Source organism: Acinetobacter sp. BIGb0196 (assembly GCF_011759595.1).
Taxonomy (GTDB): domain Bacteria; phylum Pseudomonadota; class Gammaproteobacteria; order Pseudomonadales; family Moraxellaceae; genus Acinetobacter; species Acinetobacter guillouiae.
In genome coordinates, this window is sequence record NZ_JAAOZA010000001.1 from 831,188 (window position 1) to 849,268 (window position 18,081).

The 18,081-nt window shown below is 41.0% G+C and carries 20 protein-coding genes; 18 read left to right on the plus strand and 2 right to left on the minus strand.

Features of this window, described 5'->3' with window-relative positions; translation table 11 throughout:
* Positions 1-18: 18 nt before the first annotated feature.
* The gene (locus tag FHR28_RS21805; protein WP_228722014.1) at positions 19-261 is read left to right on the plus strand and encodes a hypothetical protein; all 243 of its coding nucleotides are present in this window, start codon (positions 19-21) and stop codon (positions 259-261) included.
* Between the two features lie 109 nt (positions 262-370).
* Here FHR28_RS21805 and FHR28_RS03850 read toward each other — a convergent pair whose 3' ends face one another.
* Positions 371-712: a winged helix-turn-helix transcriptional regulator gene (locus FHR28_RS03850; protein ID WP_004717650.1), complete on the minus strand. Its 342-nt coding sequence runs from the start codon at positions 710-712 to the stop codon at positions 371-373.
* Between the two features lie 142 nt (positions 713-854).
* Between FHR28_RS03850 and FHR28_RS03855 the strand changes: the two genes are divergently transcribed.
* From FHR28_RS03855 to FHR28_RS03870, 4 genes are all read left to right on the plus strand, one after another.
* Positions 855-1,511 (plus strand): DsbA family protein, encoded by a 657-nt coding sequence (locus FHR28_RS03855; RefSeq protein ID WP_154130339.1) that lies wholly within the window; start codon positions 855-857, stop codon positions 1,509-1,511.
* A 25-nt stretch (positions 1,512-1,536) separates the two neighbouring features.
* Positions 1,537-2,397: a Vmh family MBL fold metallo-hydrolase gene (locus FHR28_RS03860; RefSeq protein ID WP_166781974.1), complete on the plus strand. Its 861-nt coding sequence runs from the start codon at positions 1,537-1,539 to the stop codon at positions 2,395-2,397.
* A gap of 470 nt (positions 2,398-2,867) precedes the next feature.
* On the plus strand, positions 2,868-3,737 hold the full coding sequence (gene hchA / locus FHR28_RS03865) for a glyoxalase III HchA (RefSeq protein ID WP_166781975.1): 870 nt from the start codon (positions 2,868-2,870) through the stop codon (positions 3,735-3,737).
* Positions 3,738-3,865: 128 nt separating this feature from the next.
* Entirely contained in the window at positions 3,866-4,603 is a 738-nt protein-coding gene (locus tag FHR28_RS03870; protein ID WP_166781976.1) for a PA1136 family autoinducer-binding transcriptional regulator, read from the plus strand.
* Between the two features lie 242 nt (positions 4,604-4,845).
* On the opposite strand, the gene FHR28_RS03875 is transcribed toward FHR28_RS03870, so the two are convergent.
* Positions 4,846-5,661, minus strand: coding sequence for an IclR family transcriptional regulator (locus tag FHR28_RS03875; RefSeq protein WP_004717641.1), 816 nt, complete (start codon positions 5,659-5,661; stop codon positions 4,846-4,848).
* A gap of 258 nt (positions 5,662-5,919) precedes the next feature.
* On the opposite strand from FHR28_RS03875, the gene FHR28_RS03880 reads away from it, so the two are divergent.
* From FHR28_RS03880 to FHR28_RS03940, 13 genes are read left to right on the plus strand one after another with little or no spacing between them, the layout of a single operon-like run.
* Positions 5,920-6,225: a non-heme iron oxygenase ferredoxin subunit gene (locus tag FHR28_RS03880; RefSeq protein ID WP_034615827.1), complete on the plus strand. Its 306-nt coding sequence runs from the start codon at positions 5,920-5,922 to the stop codon at positions 6,223-6,225.
* Positions 6,226-6,250: 25 nt separating this feature from the next.
* Positions 6,251-6,550, plus strand: a complete 300-nt coding sequence (locus tag FHR28_RS03885; RefSeq protein ID WP_004823462.1) for a recombinase-like helix-turn-helix domain-containing protein — start codon at positions 6,251-6,253, stop codon at positions 6,548-6,550.
* Between the two features lie 17 nt (positions 6,551-6,567).
* The gene (locus tag FHR28_RS03890) at positions 6,568-7,635 is read left to right on the plus strand and encodes an aromatic ring-hydroxylating oxygenase subunit alpha (RefSeq protein WP_004717632.1); all 1,068 of its coding nucleotides are present in this window, start codon (positions 6,568-6,570) and stop codon (positions 7,633-7,635) included.
* A complete protein-coding gene (locus FHR28_RS03895) occupies positions 7,628-8,392 on the plus strand; it encodes an SDR family oxidoreductase (RefSeq protein ID WP_166781977.1) in 765 nt (254 codons plus the stop codon). The genes FHR28_RS03890 and FHR28_RS03895 overlap by 8 nt, the downstream gene beginning before the upstream one ends.
* Positions 8,393-8,403: 11 nt before the next feature.
* Positions 8,404-9,336, plus strand: coding sequence for a VOC family protein (locus FHR28_RS03900; RefSeq protein ID WP_004717628.1), 933 nt, complete (start codon positions 8,404-8,406; stop codon positions 9,334-9,336).
* 25 nt (positions 9,337-9,361) lie between these two features.
* Positions 9,362-10,573 (plus strand): NAD(P)/FAD-dependent oxidoreductase, encoded by a 1,212-nt coding sequence (locus FHR28_RS03905; protein WP_166781978.1) that lies wholly within the window; start codon positions 9,362-9,364, stop codon positions 10,571-10,573.
* A 40-nt stretch (positions 10,574-10,613) separates the two neighbouring features.
* Entirely contained in the window at positions 10,614-11,837 is a 1,224-nt protein-coding gene (locus FHR28_RS03910) for an MFS transporter (RefSeq protein ID WP_004717622.1), read from the plus strand.
* A 24-nt stretch (positions 11,838-11,861) separates the two neighbouring features.
* A complete protein-coding gene (locus tag FHR28_RS03915; protein WP_004717620.1) occupies positions 11,862-12,383 on the plus strand; it encodes a cupin domain-containing protein in 522 nt (173 codons plus the stop codon).
* A 45-nt stretch (positions 12,384-12,428) separates the two neighbouring features.
* Positions 12,429-13,241 carry an alpha/beta fold hydrolase gene (locus FHR28_RS03920; RefSeq protein ID WP_166781979.1) on the plus strand — a complete coding sequence of 271 codons (813 nt, stop codon included), beginning with the start codon at positions 12,429-12,431 and terminating at the stop codon, positions 13,239-13,241.
* Positions 13,242-13,261: 20 nt separating this feature from the next.
* Entirely contained in the window at positions 13,262-14,056 is a 795-nt protein-coding gene (locus FHR28_RS03925; RefSeq protein WP_166781980.1) for an SDR family oxidoreductase, read from the plus strand.
* A gap of 9 nt (positions 14,057-14,065) precedes the next feature.
* Complete coding sequence (locus FHR28_RS03930; RefSeq protein WP_105713504.1) at positions 14,066-14,857, plus strand: aspartate dehydrogenase; 792 nt, start codon at positions 14,066-14,068, stop codon at positions 14,855-14,857.
* Positions 14,858-14,869: 12 nt separating this feature from the next.
* Complete coding sequence (locus tag FHR28_RS03935; RefSeq protein WP_166781981.1) at positions 14,870-16,336, plus strand: aldehyde dehydrogenase; 1,467 nt, start codon at positions 14,870-14,872, stop codon at positions 16,334-16,336.
* 38 nt (positions 16,337-16,374) lie between these two features.
* Entirely contained in the window at positions 16,375-18,015 is a 1,641-nt protein-coding gene (locus FHR28_RS03940) for a thiamine pyrophosphate-binding protein (RefSeq protein ID WP_151956917.1), read from the plus strand.
* The last annotated feature ends 66 nt before the right edge of the window (positions 18,016-18,081 follow it).

Here is an 18,081-nt window from a genome sequence, read left to right on the forward strand (position 1 = left end):
ATTGAAAGTGATATGTATGTGGGGTTTGAATATGAAGTCACAGTAAATCTTGTTAATATGAATAAAAAGAATATAAGTTTAGATATTGTCGAATTTGAAGTGAAAAGAATTGGTGATTTAATTAAGTTAATGAATATTTTCTCACCTTTTACATCTTTAGATTTAAATAAATATATCGATAATAAAATCTTAAAAATTAGTTATGATTTGGAAGTGATGGTGAATGAATTTAATTTAGGCAATAAAGTATTAAGAACCTAAATAATATAAGTTGAAATAGATATCACTCAGTCCCTTATGTTTATCGATAATATCAAACTTAAGAAAAGTTAAAAAGAACCTTAAACAGAAAACTTATAACAATTCTAAGTTAATTTTCATTCTGTTCAATCCATTGAACCAAATCATAAATTTTTTCAGCGACTTCAACTCCTTTATTTTCAGATAAAGAATATTCTACATGTGGCGGAATAATTGGATATTCCTTACGAATCACAAAACCATCATTTTCCAAATCACGTAAAGTTTGAGTCAACATTTTTTCACTGATGCCATCAATTCTCCGTCTTAACTCACTAAAACGGTGAGTCCCTCTTCTTAAACAGAACATGACCAAAACGCCCCAACGATTGGTTAAATGCATAAGCTTAACCCGAGACGGGCAATTCTTTGACAACACATTTGCGGCTAAACAAGATTCATCAGTATTCATAAACTTTCCACGACTAAAAAACACTTACTTTTTAGTAAGTACTTACAAAAAGTAAGTTTATTATTTACTATAACAAATATCAGCAAAACTGTGTGGCTTTTCACATATTTTGAATCATATATTTATAGATGAGAGTTAATTTATGGCTTCTCCAATTCTACACTGGATTATCGACCCGATCTGCGGCTGGAGTTATGGTGCACTGCCTTTAATTAATGCAGTCGAAGAAAAATTTCCAAATCTACAACGTCTACATTTTGGTGGACTTTATAGTGAAGATCATCAACCACAAATGACAGCAGCAATGCGAACACAGATCATTCACTATGATGAACAAATCCATCAACTCACAGGTGTTGATTTTGGTGATGAATATAAAAATGGTTTGCTTAAAGACAGCACACTGATCATGAACTCTATCCCTGCAACTCATGCTTTACTGAGTATTCAGCAGGGGTTAGGGCATAGCGCGATGATATCGTTATTAAATTTAATACAACTGGGCTACTATCAAAAAGGTCTAAATGTCACACAATATAGTGTACTGGCTCAATTTGCTGTCGAGTTAGGACTGAATAATGACCAATGGTCAAAATATTTAGATGCGATCGATCAAGATCAACAAGATGAATATATTCAACATGCACGCCAATTATTATCCCATGTTCGAGGACAAGGTTTTCCAACATTGGTGTATGAAAATCAACATGGTGAAATGGGCAAAATACCGCTTCATGGTTTTTATAATAAATCAGAGGATTTTGTACGTTTTTTAGAGCAACAACTACTTAAATCTTAATTTAATTCTAAAGAGAGCCAACAATATGAAATTATTTTTAAAATCACTTCTTGCAAGTTCAGTGATGTTGAGTGCTTCTGCATTTGCAGCAGAGTTAAGCTATAAAGTTTATAACCCACAAGCACAAGGCATTTTTCCAGTTACATCTACACTTATTTCGGGTGAAAAAGATGCAGTGCTGGTGGATGCGCAATTCAGTGTTAACGATGCAAAGAACTTGGTTAAAATCATTCAAGACAGCGGTAAAAACCTTAAATATATTGTGATTACAGCGGGTGATCCAGATTTTTATTTTGGTTTAGAGCCACTGGTACAAGCGTTTCCAGATGCAAAAGTGATTGCAACCCCAGAAGTTGTTAAACATATTGAAGCAACCAAAGAAGGCAAGTTTGCTTATTGGGGACCTATCTTAAAAAATGGTGCGCCATCTCAAGTGATTGTACCGAGTGCCAGTGAAGATAAAACCATTGTGCTAGAAGGTGAAAAAATTGAGATCAAATCACCGGGTAAATACGCATCTTATCTTTGGGTTCCAAGCAATCGTACAATTCTAGGTGGTGTAGGGTTATCTTCAGGGATTCATCTGTGGACAGCAGATGCACAAACTGAAAAAGAACGTAACGAGTGGCGAAAAACGCTAAAACAAATGAATCGTTTAAATCCACGTGCAGTGATTCCTGGACATTATATTGGTGATATTCCAACAGGAACTCAAGCAATCGACTTTACTTATCAATACCTTGTGGATGTTGATCAAGTTTTAAAAGATCATAAAGATTCAGCATCAGTGATTGCTGCTTTAAAAGAAAAATACCCGAACTTGGCCGAAGAAAGTTCTTTGGAGTTAAGCTCTAAAGTGTTGACGGGTGAGATGGAATGGAAATAATTTAACGATGACCTATTGTTTTAAATTCATGAACTTCGTCATTGTTGGTGAACAAGGATAATGGGTTAATCTAATCAGGTGAAACTTAATCTAAGATCATGGTTAAGTTTCATCATTGAAGCCATTGATTTTTTTCTAAGCGGAATTTTGAGTTTCAAAGCCAATACACAATCGACATTTACAAAATCTCTCACAGTATTCAATTTCATCGCCACGTTGTATTTCTGTATCGAGCGTGAGTATTGATCGTAGAAAATATAAATCTTTATTAAAATCTAATTAATTAAAAATCAGATATTTACTGTTAATAAAAGCAGGGTTTATTGGTGGCGATAGCCTGATAAAAATTGAATTCAGCATATGTTTTAAAATTGTAGAAATAGGGGTTTTCCCTCATTCAAAAATCTTTTTAGGGCAGAATATACTGTGCATGTTGAATATATCCTCTATAAGAACGCTTGGAGTAAAAAATGACTGAACTAAGTAAAATACCTACACCAGATACTGCTGAAGATAATGCATTTTTTCCATCCCCTTATTCTTTAAGCCAGTACACCGCATCGAAAACAGATTATGACGGTACGACTTATCCCAATCCATATCGTGGAGACAAAAAAATTCTGATGATTGCAACGGATGAGCGCTATATCCTGATGCAAAACGGTAAATTCTTTTCTACAGGAAATCATCCAGTTGAAATGTTACTTCCAGTATTTCATTTAGACAATGCAGGCTTTGAGTTTGATATTGCAACGCTCTCAGGCAATCCTGCCAAGTTGGAAATGTGGGCGATGCCGAATGAAGATAAAGTGGTTTTAGATACTTATGCAAAGTATGCTGAAAAACTTAAAAACCCGTTAAAGCTTGATGATATTTTGGACGAGATCATTGCTGGAAACTCGCCATATGCAGGGGTTTTCATTCCCGGTGGTCATGGTGTACTCGCGAAAATTCCTGAAAGTAAAAGTGTAAAAAAAGTTTTAGAATGGGCGATAAACAACGATAAATATGTGATTACACTGTGTCATGGACCCGCAGCTTTACTTGCCGCAGCCGTCGATGAAAAACCAGAAAACTATATATTTAAAGATTATGAAATTTGTGTATTTCCTGACTTTTTAGATAAAGGCGCAAATATTGAAATTGGTTATATGCCTGGGCCATTACAATGGTTGGTGGGTGAAAATCTCGATAAATTAGGCGTTAAAATCCTAAATAAAGGTATTACAGGGCAGGTCCATAAAGACCGAAAACTTCTGACTGGAGATAGTCCTTTGGCATCGCATAATTTAGGTAAGTTAGCCGCTGAAACCTTATTGGCTGATCCTGAATTGGTATAAGCATCAATCAAGACGTTGTTTCTATTTAGACGCAATTTTTTATCTCAATATTGGAGATCTAGAGGCGATCTGCTACTGATCTCCAATATTTTAGTTTTAAGTGTTCAGTTTAGTGAGAAGACGGCTTTATGAGACTTGCAAGCAATCAACTGGCCGATTTATTGTTTCAGACCGTTCACCAATTGAGACAAGCGCGTGACCTCGAAAGTCTATTTAAAATTCTGGTGGGATTTGCCGCTCAGCTAAATTTTGATCGGATTATTGTATGTAGTGTTTCACCTCAAAACCAACATGAATGGATTGATGAGGTTTTCTTTGTGCATGGTAACTGGGTTGATCGCAGCAATATCAAAGAGCGTGAAGTTTATTTACGCCTCTGCCCAATCACCAAGCATATTTTTGAATACGATGAAGCCTTTTTTTGGGCAAAGAGCTCGCATAAAAAAACTGCAAAAGAAACCTATCGGATTATCAAAAGCCCTCTGCATCTTGGTGAGGTCAATGGAATACAAGTGCCCGTATTTGGTCGAACAGGTTTAGAAGGGGCAATTTCATTTGCGGGTGAAATTTCGGATATGGGTGCTGATTTTAAACTCACAGTACAGATGGTTTGTAATATTGCTTTTGGTGAAATTTTACATAAACAAAAGCATAGAATTGCGCATAAAAAAATACTGACCAAACGTGAAAAAGAAGTTTTAAAATGGGCAGCAGTGGGTCAAAAGCATTTTGAGATTGCCGACATTTTAAAAATTTCAGAGAGAACTGTTGAAAATCATTTACGCAGTATAAGAAAGCGCTTAGGAGTAAAATCTACTGCTCAAGCAATTGCTTCTGCCATCATCAGTAGAGAAATTGAATTATAAAGCAGCCCAATGTTTGCGACTTTTAAACATTCAGGTTTAGCCAAAAGCGCAGCGATTCTTTTAAGAAGCATAGCGTGAGCATTGAGATTTTAAGCCCCCCCCCTCAAAAAAAGAAGAAAAGAAATAAAATAATAATGATCACCAAATAAAAAACCAGAAGGACTTCTTATTTGGCGTGTATGTGTAGAAAATTTGGTTAGTCTTCACTATGCCTAAATTGAAGTAATTAGATTTATCGATGCTTAAAAATAAATAAATTTTGAAATTTTATCAGCATACTCAACCACATTTTGAGAAATTTCACCTCTAAATAAATCTTCTGTATAGGTGCTCAATGGGCAGCTTACAGATAATACGGCAGCGATTTCTTGAGTTGCCTGACTATAAATAGGTGCAGCACTGGCAGCCATATCGGTATTAAAGTGCCCCCAACTGATCATAAAATCCTGACTGCGGACATAGTTTAAACGTTCTAATAAACTCGCCAAATCACGTGGTGTACGATCAGAATAGACTTTCCAATCGGTAAAATGTTCATAACGCTTAACCACTTCAGCCTCGGAAAGGCGAGATAAAATTAATTGTCCAATTACGGTGGCATGGGCATGCCAACGTGTACCAATATGCACATTACTGGTAAATGAACCAATAGATTGGGCATTGCTGATAAAGACAATATCGGTACCTTCTAAAATCGAAAGATGCACAGCAATTTTAATTTTATCGCGTAATTCACGCATGATGGGGCTAGCCAGATCAGTCAGCGATGATTTGGATAAGCTGTTAAAACCAAGTTCCATCACGTTGCTGTTCAGCGCATAAGTCTTTTGCGACATTTTTCTTAAATAACCACAAAACTCTAAGGTGTGGATTAAACGAAAAGCACTCGAACGGTTTACATCTAATTTTTCTGCGATTTCAGAAATGGTCATTTCCTGATGCTGTTGATCAAATAATTTTAAAATGGCTAAGCCACGCACCAAACCCGGTACTAAATAACGTTCATCATTATTGGGTTCAGCATTTTGCTCCAAGAGAGCATCATTTATTAAGTTCATTGCCAAGTTGCCCTATGTTTATTTTGCAATTCCTGCACATGGAATATCACTATAGTAATCATCAATTTTTCTAATCTCAATGTTTATATATAAAACATTTTTTTGATTAAGAAACATCTAAAAATATAACTTTTTATTAATTCATTGAAAAACATAAAAATATAGTATTTGACAAGCAAAATGATCAAAGCTTATGCTATTCATTATGTTTTAAATGCTAAATTAAGTTTTATATATAAAACAAATAAGGATGCAAAAATGAGTTGGATCTCAGTTTGTCAGCAAGATGACATTACCGAAGACGAGCCGAAAGCCATAGAAGTCGAGGGTAAGAAAATTGGTGTTTTTTTTATCGATGACAATTATTTTGCGATCGAGAATGTTTGCCCACATGCCTTTGCGTTACTAACAGAAGGTTTTATTGAAGATCAAACCGTGGAATGCCCATTACATGAGGCAATTTTTGATATTCAAACAGGTGAGCTAAAGAGTGGACCGGGATGTCGTGATTTGTGTACTTATCCCGTACGTGTTGAAGGGCAGGACGTTCAAATTCAACTATAAGTCTTATTTATAAGGATGGAATCTCATGAAAACATTTAATGAGAAGCTAGCGAACTGGATTCATGCCACGCCAGCGACCGAAGCAGGGATCAACAATATTCAAATACCGGGACAGCCAGAGCTTCTGGTTTGGCAAACACGTTATAAAGTGCCAACAGTCTATGAGCAGGATTTTGTTCAACATTTAATTCAAGCCTTTTCTTCAGGCGTAACAGAACTTACTGATTTGGTTCAATCTTTAAATCAACAAGGTTTTCGTTGCGAGTCTGGTGAACTTTGGACTTCTGAAACATTTTCTGAAGAAATGCAACGTTTAGGTTATTGATTCAAGGAAGAACAGTGATGAATGCAGCAGTAACAGTGACTCCGAGTGTTGAGGAGTATTTAGATTTAGGTTTACGTGATCAATGGCATCCGGTACTGGCAAGTTGGGAAGTCGCAGCCAATCCTGTGGGTATTACCCGTTTAGGTGAAAATATCGTGGTTTGGCGTGATGACCAAGGTCAGGTGCATGCTTTAGAAGATCGTTGTCCGCACCGTGGTGCGCGTCTTTCTTTAGGTTGGAACTTAGGTAATCGCGTGGCATGTTGGTATCACGGCGTTGAAGTTCGCCATGATGGCAAGGTTGAAGATGTACCCGCAGTACATGAATGTCCAATGAAAGGCACAACCTGTGTGAAAAGCTACCCAGTGATTGAGCAACATGGTGCAATTTTCCTGTGGTTTGGCATTGATCCAAATGAAGTCGCTAAACCACTTGATTTTCCTGAGCAATTGGCGAGTGGGGAGTGGAGTTCATTTCTATGCCAAGCAGATTGGAAGGTCAATCATCAATATGCGATTGATAATGTAATGGATCCAATGCATGGCACCTATTTGCATTGTACCTCGCACTCAATGGCGGACGGCGAACGTACTGCAGAAATGAAACACCGCTCAACTGAAAATGGTTTTGTCTTCGAAAAAGAAGGGCAAACAGGGGTCAATTTTGACTGGGTTGAGTATGCCAATACTGGTGCAAGTTGGTTGCGTCTTTCGATTCCTTATCGTAAAGATTTTGGTCCAGGCGGTGAGTTTTGGATTGTGGGTTATGCCACACCGATTGATGCTCAAAATACCCGTGTTTTCTTCTGGCGTTGTCGTAAAGTCAGTGGTTGGCAACGTAATGTTTGGCGTTTTCTTTATCGCAATCATTTAGAAAAACTGCATTGGGATGTCTTGGAACAAGATCGAATTATTTTAGAAAATCTTGCGCCAAACGCACGTCAACATGAATTCCTCTATCAACATGATGTCGGTTTATCCCGCTTACGCCGTTTAATGAAAAAAGAAGCGGAAAAGCAGTTAAAGAAAATTGCGAGCTTGAATAGCTCAAACCGTATTGAAATGCAGGAACAAGTTCATGGTTAATGTCGCATTGTTGCAGGGCAAGAAAGTCTTTGTTACAGGCGCAGCAAGAGGCTTGGGACGAGACTTTGCACAGGCCATTGCCGAAGCAGGTGCTCAAGTGGTCATGGCGGATATCTTGACAGATCTTGTGCAACAAGAAGCAGCAGTATTGCAGGCACAGGGTCTACAGGTGACTGCGGTCACGATTGACTTGGCCAATGCTGATTCGATTCAACAGGCTGTTCAGCAAGCAGCTGAACATTTAGCTGGAATAGATGGTTTGGTGAATTGCGCTGCACTTGCGACCAATGTGGGTGGTAAAAGCTTGATGGATTATGACGCCGAGCTATGGGACCGGGTCATGAACATCAATGTCAAAGGGACGTGGTTGGTCACTAAAGCATGTGTGCCATATCTCAAGCAGTCCGATGCAGGCAAGGTAATTAATGTGGCATCGGATACGGCTTTATGGGGCGCACCTAACTTGATGGCTTATGTTGCAAGTAAAGGTGCTTTGCTGGCAATGACCCGTTCGATGGCAAGAGAGTTAGGGCCATTTAATATTTGTATCAATACGCTTTCTCCAGGATTGACGCTGGTTGAAGCAACAGAATATGTACCGCAAGATCGTCATGATTTATATGTAAATGGTCGTGCGATTCAACGTCAGCAGTTACCACAGGATCTGAACGGAACAGCACTTTATTTACTTTCGGATTTGTCCTCATTTGTGACTGGACAGAATATTCCCGTAAATGGTGGTTTTGTCTTTAATTAAGGAATTGTTTCATGATTACAGGGATTGAGATTTTAAAGTTTGGCGTTGAGGATCGGGCTGCTTCAAATAAATTTTTGGCAGATTTTGGTTTAAAGCCAAGCCAATCAGATATTGAGGGTACGGATCTTTATCAAACCCAGAATGGTAGTAAAATTTATTTATTTGATTGTGATGATCCGCGTCTACCACAGGCCATCGAGTCAGGTTCAACCTTACGTGAAGTGACTTGGGGCTTGGATGATGCAGCACAGGATTTGGCTGATTTAGCGACTCGCCTGAAAGATGTAGATGGTTATCAAGCCACGGCTGACATGCTGCAATGCTTAGACCCAAATGGGATGACCATTCGCTTTCAAGCCAGCTTTACCCAAGAGCTACCTGCGTTAAAAACAGAAGGGATTAATCAATACGGCAGTATCACTCGTGTCAATGCAGCCAGTCCAGTGTATGAAAAAGGGCAACCTGTTGCGATTGGACATGTGGTGTTCTTTACCCCAGATTTAGAAAAAACAGAATCGTTCTATATCGAAAAGCTCGGTTTCTTCTTATCGGATGCTTATCGTAATCGTGGTGCTTTTTTACGTTGTCGTGGCAAAGGCTATCACCATGATTTGTTTTTGCTTTCGGTACCCAATAAACCTGCTGGACTCAATCATGTGGCCTTTGTGGTGCGTGATATTCATGAAGTGATTGGCGGTGGCTTAAACATGAACCGTTCTGAATGGTCTACTTTTATTGGTCCGGGTCGTCATCCAATTTCTTCGGCTTACTTCTGGTATGTCAACTCACCTTTGGGTGGTGCATTTGAATACTACACCAATGATGATTATTTGACGGAAGAATGGCAACCACGTGTTGAAGAACATTGTTTAGAACTCTTTACTGAGTGGGCGGTTGAAGGTGGTTTAGATGACCATACTCGTCGCCAAGTCAAACCTGTATAAGCAGTTGGAACAGGGAGATTAAGCTATGCAAAGAATAGTCATCGTTGGCGCAGGACAAGCTGCGGGTTGGGCAGTAAGCACACTCCGTCAACATGGATTTCTAGGTGAAATTCATGTGGTATCCAATGAGGAACGGGTATTTTACGAACGCCCACCCCTGTCAAAACAAGTCCTCTCCAAAGAAGCCAGTTATGACAGTTTGCATCTGTTCTCTGCTGAACAGATGCAAGATTTTAACATTGAGTGGCACAAACCCGCTGTGGCAACACAAGTGGATCGCCAACAAAAACATGTGGTTTTAGAAAGCGGTCAAGTTTTGCCTTATGACAAATTATTGATTGCAACAGGAAGCCGAGCACGTGTACCAGTCAATACATGGCAATTTATTCCCAATGTGGTGACTTTACGTAATGTACAAGACTGCGAACGTTTAGCCGAAATCTTACAACATACGCAAAAGTTAGCAGTAATTGGTGGTGGTTGGATCGGCTTAGAAATTGCAGCAACGGCACGGAAACAAGGCAAACAAGTGCATGTTTTTGAATACGGTGATCGACTTTGTGCACGTAGCGTTAGCCCTGATGTATCTGAATTTTTGCAAAATATGCATCAACAACAAGGTACTCAGATCCATTTAAATAGTAAAAATGTGCATTTGATTGAAGCAGGTCAACAGCAAGTTGAAGTGGTGAATCATCCAAATGCCAGTGAACTGTTTGATTGTGTAGTGGTGGGTGCGGGTGCAGATATTGCCAAAGAGCTGGGTGTGAGTGCGGGTTTAGACGTTAAAGATGGCATTGTTGTCAATGCTTTTGGACAAACTTCAGACCAAGACATTTATGCCGCAGGTGATGTGGCGACACATCCAAGTTTGGGCTATTGCATTCAGTCTTGGGCCAATGCGCAAAATCAAGCCATTGCCACGGCAAAGTCAATGTTAGGTATGGATACGGAATATCTGGATATTCCTTGGTTATGGTCAGACCAGTATCACTACAATATTCAGATTTTAGGGACTTACCAACCTGAAAAAACCAAGCAGATTGTGCTACGTCAAAACGCAGCAGATCAGTGCTGTTATCTTTATCTGGATGAGCAAAACTGTTTGATTAACATGATTGCGATCAATGACTCAAAACTGGTCAAACTGGCAAAGCGCTGGATGCAATCCAATACCGTGTTAGACCCCAAATTATTAGCAGACCCTGAATTTAATGTAATGAAATTAAAACCGTAAACATTAAATCCGGTTCATGACTCAATCGAAGGAATGAAATATGAGTAATGAAGAGAAAAGTGGATTGAAGCATTGGGTTCCTGCTTTTGTCCTGATGATCTGTGTCGTTCTGGCATTTTTCGACAAAATTAGTATCGCAGTCTTATTTGCGGACCCGCACTTTCAGGGTGCGATGGGGATTGCCCAAGACAAAGCAAAGCTTGGATGGTTAATGACCAGCTTTTTATTGGCTTATGGTTTTTCCTCTGTGTTTTTAAGCTTCTTAGGCGATATTTTTAGCCCTAAAAAAATGCTGTTTTGGAGCGTCTTATCTTGGGGGATACTCATGTTCTGTATGGGTTTTACCACCAACTATACAGGGATGTTGATTCTCCGCGTTCTGCTTGGATTAGCTGAAGGCCCATTATTTGCCTTGGCTTATACCATCGTGAAACAAACCTATACAGATCGTCAGCAAGCACGTGCTTCCACCATGTTTTTGTTGGGTACACCGATCGGTGCCTTCTTGGGTTTTCCAATTACCGCGGCTGTTCTCGCAAACCATGATTGGCATACTACCTTCTTTGTGATGGCTGGTTTAACTGTAATTGCACTAATTGCGATTGTGTTTGGGTTACGTAATTTACAACTCAAGAAAACCATTGAGCTTGAATCGACCAGTAAACGTGTCAATTTTAAAGGGCATATCCACAACACCAAAGTGCTATTACAGAACGGTTCATTTTGGTTGGTGTGTATTTTTAATATTGCACTGATGACTTATCTGTGGGGATTAAACAGTTGGGTTCCATCCTACCTGATTCAAGACAAGGGCTTTAACCTTAAAGAGTTTGGTATTTATTCAAGTTTCCCATTTATCGCCATGTTGATTGGTGAAGTGATTGGTGCATTTCTTTCTGACAAGTTAGGTCGTCGTGCCATTCAAGTTTTTAGTGGCTTATTGGTGGCCGGCATCTTTATGTATGTCATGGTCATTATGACAGATCCAATTTTAGTGATTGTTGCAATGTCTCTCAGCGCAATGGCTTGGGGCTTTGGTGTCGCAGCAATATTTGCACTACTTGCTCGTGTGACCACTGCTGATGTGGGCGCGACTGCGGGTGGGATTTTTAATGGACTGGGTAATTTTGCCAGTGCAATTGCACCCGTTCTGATCGGTTACATCGTGATGCAAACCCACAGTTTTAATTTAGGAATTACCTTCTTAGCAGCAGTTGCTGTGATTGGATCGTTCTTCTTGGTTCCTTTACTAAAACGTTATTAATTCAAGATATCTAGGAGTTAAAACATGACTACTCAACAATTCGAATCATGGTCACAGCCTGAAGGTACAAGCTTACAAGATTGGTTAAATACACGTATCGCACGTTTTGAAACACGTAAATATGATTTTGATGCCTTGAAGTTCCAAGCGGACTATGACCCCAAATATCGCCGTGCCCAAATGCGTTATATGGGCACAGGTGCAACAGGCGTAGTCAATGATGGCAACACCGTTCCAGCAGAAAACTTCACTTTTTCAACCATGGTTTTACCTCCGCAGTGCGAAGGGCCTTTGCATATTCATCATGATGTTGAGGAAGTGTTTTTTATGTTGCGTGGTGAGATTGACCTGTTTATCGAACATAACGGTGAGAAATTTCAAACCAAACTTAAAGAGCGTGATCTGATTTCAATTCCACCTGGAATTTACCGTGGCTTGTTTAATCCGGGTCAGGAAGATGCCTTGATGTGTGTGATGTTAGGTGCGGGTAAACCGACTATTCCGAACTATCCACCAGAACATCCATTGTCGCAAATCAAACGTTGATTGAATCGACAAAGCCCAGGTTTACAGCAAAAAAGGAATCCAGCCATGACATTGCTTGATCGATTAGCCAAATATCCAGTCAAAACCATTGTAGTAGATGGTCAAGTACACGCCTATCGTGAGGCGGGTCAAGGCCAGCCGTTGATTTTGCTACATGGGATTAGTTCGGGTTCTGCTTCATGGATCAATCAGCTCGATGTACTGAATCAGTCTTTTCGTGTGATTGCTTGGGATGCACCGGGTTATGGCTTATCGGAAGGTTTAAATACAGCGCAACCGAATGCAGAAGATTATGCACAACGTTTGTTGGGTTTAATCGATGCTTTGGCAATTTCGCAAGCCATTCTGGTTGGTCATTCCCTTGGGGCTTTACAGGCCAGTGCTTTTGCTCATCTTTATCCTGAACGTGTACAGACTTTGCTGATTGCCAATGTGGCACAAGGTTATCAACGTTCAGATGAGGAAAGCAAATCACAGGTTTATCAAAAACGACCAATGCTGTTGAAAAGCTTAGGTCATGCAGGCATGGCAGCAAGTCGTGGACCGCATTTAATTTATAAACAAGACGCTCAAGCTTTGGCTTTGGTCACAGCAGTGATGCAGGATTTGACCTTAGACGGTTTTACCCATGCATCGTATTTGCTGGCCTATGACGAAATTAGAAATTATTTAACAGATATTCGTGTTCCTTGCGTCGTGATTGCAGGCGATCAGGACCAAATTACATCTGCACAAGGTATTCAAGACCTTGCCGCAGAAATGCAATTGAGCCGATGTCATTTGATTACAGATGCAGGTCATCTGAGTTATGTCGATCAACCACAACAGTTTAACGACATTATTTTATCGGCACGTTAAGACTCAAACGAGAGAAAAATATGAGCTTCCAAGTTGAAGGAAAAGTAGCAGTAGTAACAGGTGGCTCGTCAGGCATTGGTTTGGCTGCTGTCGAAATTTTAGTTGCAGAAGGTGCCAAAGTGGCATGGTGTGGTCGGGATGAACAGCGTCTAGCAGAATCAAAAAATTATATTTTGGAAAAGTATCCGCAAGCCCATATTTTTACTCAAGCCTGCAATGTTTTAGACAAACAAGATGTAAAACGCTTTGCACAACAGGTCAATCAAAATTTAGGCAATGTCGACATGTTGATCAATAACGCAGGTCAAGGGCGTGTATCCAATTTTGAAGACACCCAAGATGAAGATTGGATGAAAGAAATTGAATTGAAGTATTTCAGTGTCTTGCATCCTGTTCGTGCATTTTTAGATGATTTAAAAAATTCGGCGTGTGGATCAATCACCAATGTCAATTCCTTACTGGCCTTGCAACCTGAACCACACATGATCGCGACTTCATCGGCACGCGCCGCTTTGCTGAATTTAACCCACTCCTTAGCGCATGAATTTAGCCAATATGGGATTCGGGTGAATTCAATTTTATTGGGCATGGTGGAGTCAGCACAGTGGAAACGCCGTTTTGAAACACGTTCAGATAGCCAAGCGTCATGGGAACAGTGGACAGGCAATATTGCAAAAAACCGTGGTATTCCAATGCAACGTCTAGGTAAACCTGAAGAACCAGCACACGCTTTGGTGTTCTTGGCTTCACCATTGGCATCCTATACCACGGGTGCAGCCTTGGATGTCTCTGGTGGATTTAACAAACATTTATAAGGTGTGCCCATGAAACAGTTGATGATGATTGGTTTCGGTGCAATGGCAGCAGAAGTGTACGCACATATGCCACAAGATTTACAGCTTAAATGGATTGTGGTGCCTGCACGCAGTGTTGAAAAAGTACAGGCACAAGTATCCGCTCAGGTACAGGTAATTAGTTCGATTGATCAATGCCTTGGCACGCCTGATTATGTAATCGAAGTGGCAGGCCAAGCGGCGGTAAAAGAACATACCCAAAAGGTGTTAGAGAAAGGATGGACTATTGGTCTGATTTCAGTGGGAACCTTAGCCGATAGCGAATTTTTCTCTCAACTGAAACAGACTGCGGAACAACACGATGCCCATCTACATCTTTTAGCGGGTGCGATTGCGGGGATCGATGGTATCTCTGCGGCAAAAGAAGGTGGTTTGGAAAAGGTTACCTATAAAGGCTGTAAAAGTCCGAAGAGTTGGCGTGGCAGTTATGCTGAACAATTGGTTGATCTCGATCAGGTCAGTGAAGCTATGGTTTTTTTTCGTGGTACAGCCAGAGAAGCAGCACTGAAGTTTCCAGCCAATGCCAATGTTGCAGCAACTATTGCACTCGCAGGTTTAGGCATGGATGAAACCATGGTTGAGCTTACGGTTGATCCAAAAACCAATAAGAACAAGCACACCATTGTGGCAGAAGGCGTGTTTGGTGAAATGACTATTGAATTGGTGGGTGTACCTTTGGCAAGCAATCCCAAAACCTCAACTTTGGCTGCGCTTAGCGTGATTCGTGCATGTCGCAATAGCGTTGAAGCAATTCAGATTTAAAAGGATTTGATCATGGTAAAGGAAATTTATATCGCAGGTGAATGGCGATTAGGTAAAGGCAATACGATTCAAAGTCTGTTTCCAGCAGATCAATCTGTAAATGCTGAAATTTCTACAGCGAGTTTAGATGATGTCAATGAAGCAATTGAAAAAGCAGATTTGGCATGGCGACAAGCAGGCTGGCGCAATAGCATGCCACATGAACGTGCACGTATTTTGTATAAAGTGGCAGAGATTATTGAAGCGCGTGTAGATGAGCTTGCAAAATTACAAACCCGTGATAATGGTAAGCCACTGGCTGAAACACGTGGTTTAGTGATGAGTGCAGCCGCGACAGCACGCTATGTTGCCGCAGCATGTGAAACGCTGAATGATGAACTCACCACACAACGTGCGGCTGACTTTATGACCATGAGTGTGCATGAACCTGTCGGTGTGGTGGCCGCGATTACACCGTGGAATTCACCGATTGCCAGTGAAGTTCAAAAACTTGCCCCTGCCATTGCTGCTGGAAATGCGGTGATCCTTAAACCGGCAGAGGCAACGTCTTTAATTGCCTTGGAACTCGCCAAAATCTTTGAACAAGCAGGACTGCCAAAAGGCTTACTCAGTGTTTTAGTGGGGCGTGGTTCTGTAATTGGTGATGCCATCGTAAAGCATCCTTTGGTCCGCAAAATTTCATTTACTGGCGGAACCACTACAGGGCGTCATTTGGCTCATCTTGCCGCAGATAAATTGATTACCACCTCATTAGAGCTTGGTGGAAAATCCCCTACGATTGTTATGCCTGATGCAGATATTGAATTGGCTGCTAAAGGTGTGGCTTATGGGATCTTTAGCTCCGCAGGACAAGCCTGTATTGCAGGTTCACGACTCTTCGTGCATCACAGTATTTACGATCAGTTCCTTAAGCGTTTGGTTGAAATTACCAAAGCTTTACGAGTGGGACATCCAGAAACAGCGGATGTACATTTGGGCTCTTTAATTAATCCAAAGCATTTGGCTTCTGTCGATGCCTATGTGCAATTGGCCAAGCAAGAAGGTGGTCAGGTTGTAGTGGGTGGTCAAGCGCTGACGGATGGTGATTTGGCGAAAGGAAGTTATTACTTACCGACCATCATCACGGGCTTAAATAATACTGCACAAACCTGTCAGGAAGAGATTTTTGGTCCGGTCTTGGTGGTGATGAAGTATCACGATGAAGCTGATTTAATCACCCAAGCCAACGACAGTTGTTTTGGGCTTGCAGCAGGAATCTGGACTGAAAACTACCGTAAAGCTTGGCAAATTGCACGTGCTTTGGAAGTTGGTACAGTCTGGATTAATACCTATAAAAAATTCTCTATTTCGGCACCGTTTGGTGGCTTTAAAGAAAGTGGTATCGGGCGTGAAAAAGGGCGTTTAGGTATTTTGTCTTATATGCAGCAAAAAAGTATTTATATGGGATTAAGCGAACAGCCAAATCCTTGGTGTGAATAATAAATTCATGGAATGAAAAAGTTTTTGAGGATTAAACAATGACAGAACGTGTAAATGTAGGCGAAGCAATCGCGCGTGTTTTAGAAGCACACCAAGTGGAAAGTATCTATGGGGTGATTTCAATTCATAACCTACCAATTGCAGATGCCGTAGGGCGTCGTGAAAAAATTCGTTTTGTGGCAGCGCGTGGCGAAGCAGGTGCAGTCACGATGGCAGATGGTCACTCACGCTTTAAAGGTTTAGGGGTTGCTTTGACCAGTACCGGTGCAGGTGCAGGCAATGCAGTAGGCTCATTGATTGAAGCGATGAATGCTGGGAGTCCTGTGTTGCATTTAACTGGGCAAGTTGAACGTGAATATCTTGATCGTGATGCCAGCTTTATCCATGAAACCAAAGATCAACTGACCTTCTTACGTGCTTCAAGCAAAGCTGCATTTCGTATTACCAGCCCAGACAATGCAGTGGGTGTAATTCGTGAAGCAATTCGTGTTGCAACCACAGTACCGATGGGGCCTGTAAGCGTTGAGCTACCGATTGATGTGCAAGCTGCAGAAATTGACTTGCCATTGAATTTAGGTCCTGTCAAAGCGCTTGAATTACCACAGGCTGAGCAAGTTGAAATTGATTTAATTGTTGAAGAAGTTAAAAAAGCCAAACGCCCCATCTTCTGGATTGGTGGTGGCACGTTAAATAGTGTTGATGAAGTGAAAGCCATTGCGGATCTTGGGATTCCTGTTGTTTCTTCTACCCATGCCCGTGGTGTGTTAGCGGATGAGCATCCACGCAGTTTAGGTGCATTCCATAACTCAGCAGGGGTTGAGCAACTGTTAAAAGAGGCTGACTTATTGGTGGTAGTGGGCTCGCGTTTACGCAGCAATGAAACCAAAACCTATTCGGTGCAGTTCCCTGATAATCTGATTCAGATTGATGCCAATCCAGTGGCGCAGCAACGTAATTATAAAGTTCGTAACTTCATTTGTGCTGATGCCAAAGATGTATTACAACGTGTGCTCACAGGGCTAAGCGGTATCTCAAAAGTTGATGCAGATTATGATGCAGCGGTTGTTGCAGCAAAACAGTCCGCTATTGAGGCACTGCGTACTCAGCTGGATCAATATGCACTGATCTGTGATCACTTACGTGCGGCACTGCCACAAGATGGCATCTTTGTACGTGACATTACCATGTCAGGCAGTACTTGGGGCAGCCGACTATTTCCAGTACAAGCACCGAATCAAAATATTCACTCACTTGCAGGGGCAATTGGTCTTGGTTTAGCCACGGCAATTGGCGCTTCGATTGCCAATCCAGATAAAAAAGTGATTGGGTTAGTGGGCGATGGTGGTTTGATGCTCGGTATCGGTGAGATTGCCACCATGGCGCAAGAAAATACCAACATGGTGCTGATGATCATGAACGATGGCGGTTATGGCGTAATGCGTGGTATTCAAAAGAATTACTTTGGTGGGCGTCAATATTTCAACGAATTGCATACCCCAGATTATAAAGTCTTAGGGGAAGCAATGGGAGTGAAAAGCTGGAAAGTGGGCAGTGCAGATGAGTTTAAAAGCGTGATTCAACAAGCAGTCGATTTTCAAGGGCCAAGTGTGATCGAATTGGATATGAATTCGATTGGACCACTGAACTTTGCAGGACCGCCGCAGAAAAAACTCTATTAAACCCAGTTGAACATTCGATGTTGGCATCGGATGTTCAGTAAATTCACCAGCAAATTTTTTTGCTCA

Bases quoted from the DNA above. Each gene is read 5' to 3' on its own strand.
- FHR28_RS03850 (WP_004717650.1), bottom strand. From the start codon at position 712: ATGAATACTGATGAATCTTGTTTAGCCGCAAATGTGTTGTCAAAGAAT.
- FHR28_RS03855 (WP_154130339.1), top strand. From the start codon at position 855: ATGGCTTCTCCAATTCTACACTGGATTATCGACCCGATCTGCGGCTGG.
- FHR28_RS03860 (WP_166781974.1), top strand. From the start codon at position 1,537: ATGAAATTATTTTTAAAATCACTTCTTGCAAGTTCAGTGATGTTGAGT.
- hchA (WP_166781975.1), top strand. From the start codon at position 2,868: ATGACTGAACTAAGTAAAATACCTACACCAGATACTGCTGAAGATAAT.
- FHR28_RS03870 (WP_166781976.1), top strand. From the start codon at position 3,866: ATGAGACTTGCAAGCAATCAACTGGCCGATTTATTGTTTCAGACCGTT.
- FHR28_RS03875 (WP_004717641.1), bottom strand. From the start codon at position 5,661: ATGAACTTAATAAATGATGCTCTCTTGGAGCAAAATGCTGAACCCAAT.
- FHR28_RS03880 (WP_034615827.1), top strand. From the start codon at position 5,920: ATGAGTTGGATCTCAGTTTGTCAGCAAGATGACATTACCGAAGACGAG.
- FHR28_RS03885 (WP_004823462.1), top strand. From the start codon at position 6,251: ATGAAAACATTTAATGAGAAGCTAGCGAACTGGATTCATGCCACGCCA.
- FHR28_RS03890 (WP_004717632.1), top strand. From the start codon at position 6,568: ATGAATGCAGCAGTAACAGTGACTCCGAGTGTTGAGGAGTATTTAGAT.
- FHR28_RS03895 (WP_166781977.1), top strand. From the start codon at position 7,628: ATGGTTAATGTCGCATTGTTGCAGGGCAAGAAAGTCTTTGTTACAGGC.
- FHR28_RS03900 (WP_004717628.1), top strand. From the start codon at position 8,404: ATGATTACAGGGATTGAGATTTTAAAGTTTGGCGTTGAGGATCGGGCT.
- FHR28_RS03905 (WP_166781978.1), top strand. From the start codon at position 9,362: ATGCAAAGAATAGTCATCGTTGGCGCAGGACAAGCTGCGGGTTGGGCA.
- FHR28_RS03910 (WP_004717622.1), top strand. From the start codon at position 10,614: ATGAGTAATGAAGAGAAAAGTGGATTGAAGCATTGGGTTCCTGCTTTT.
- FHR28_RS03915 (WP_004717620.1), top strand. From the start codon at position 11,862: ATGACTACTCAACAATTCGAATCATGGTCACAGCCTGAAGGTACAAGC.
- FHR28_RS03920 (WP_166781979.1), top strand. From the start codon at position 12,429: ATGACATTGCTTGATCGATTAGCCAAATATCCAGTCAAAACCATTGTA.
- FHR28_RS03925 (WP_166781980.1), top strand. From the start codon at position 13,262: ATGAGCTTCCAAGTTGAAGGAAAAGTAGCAGTAGTAACAGGTGGCTCG.
- FHR28_RS03930 (WP_105713504.1), top strand. From the start codon at position 14,066: ATGAAACAGTTGATGATGATTGGTTTCGGTGCAATGGCAGCAGAAGTG.
- FHR28_RS03935 (WP_166781981.1), top strand. From the start codon at position 14,870: ATGGTAAAGGAAATTTATATCGCAGGTGAATGGCGATTAGGTAAAGGC.
- FHR28_RS03940 (WP_151956917.1), top strand. From the start codon at position 16,375: ATGACAGAACGTGTAAATGTAGGCGAAGCAATCGCGCGTGTTTTAGAA.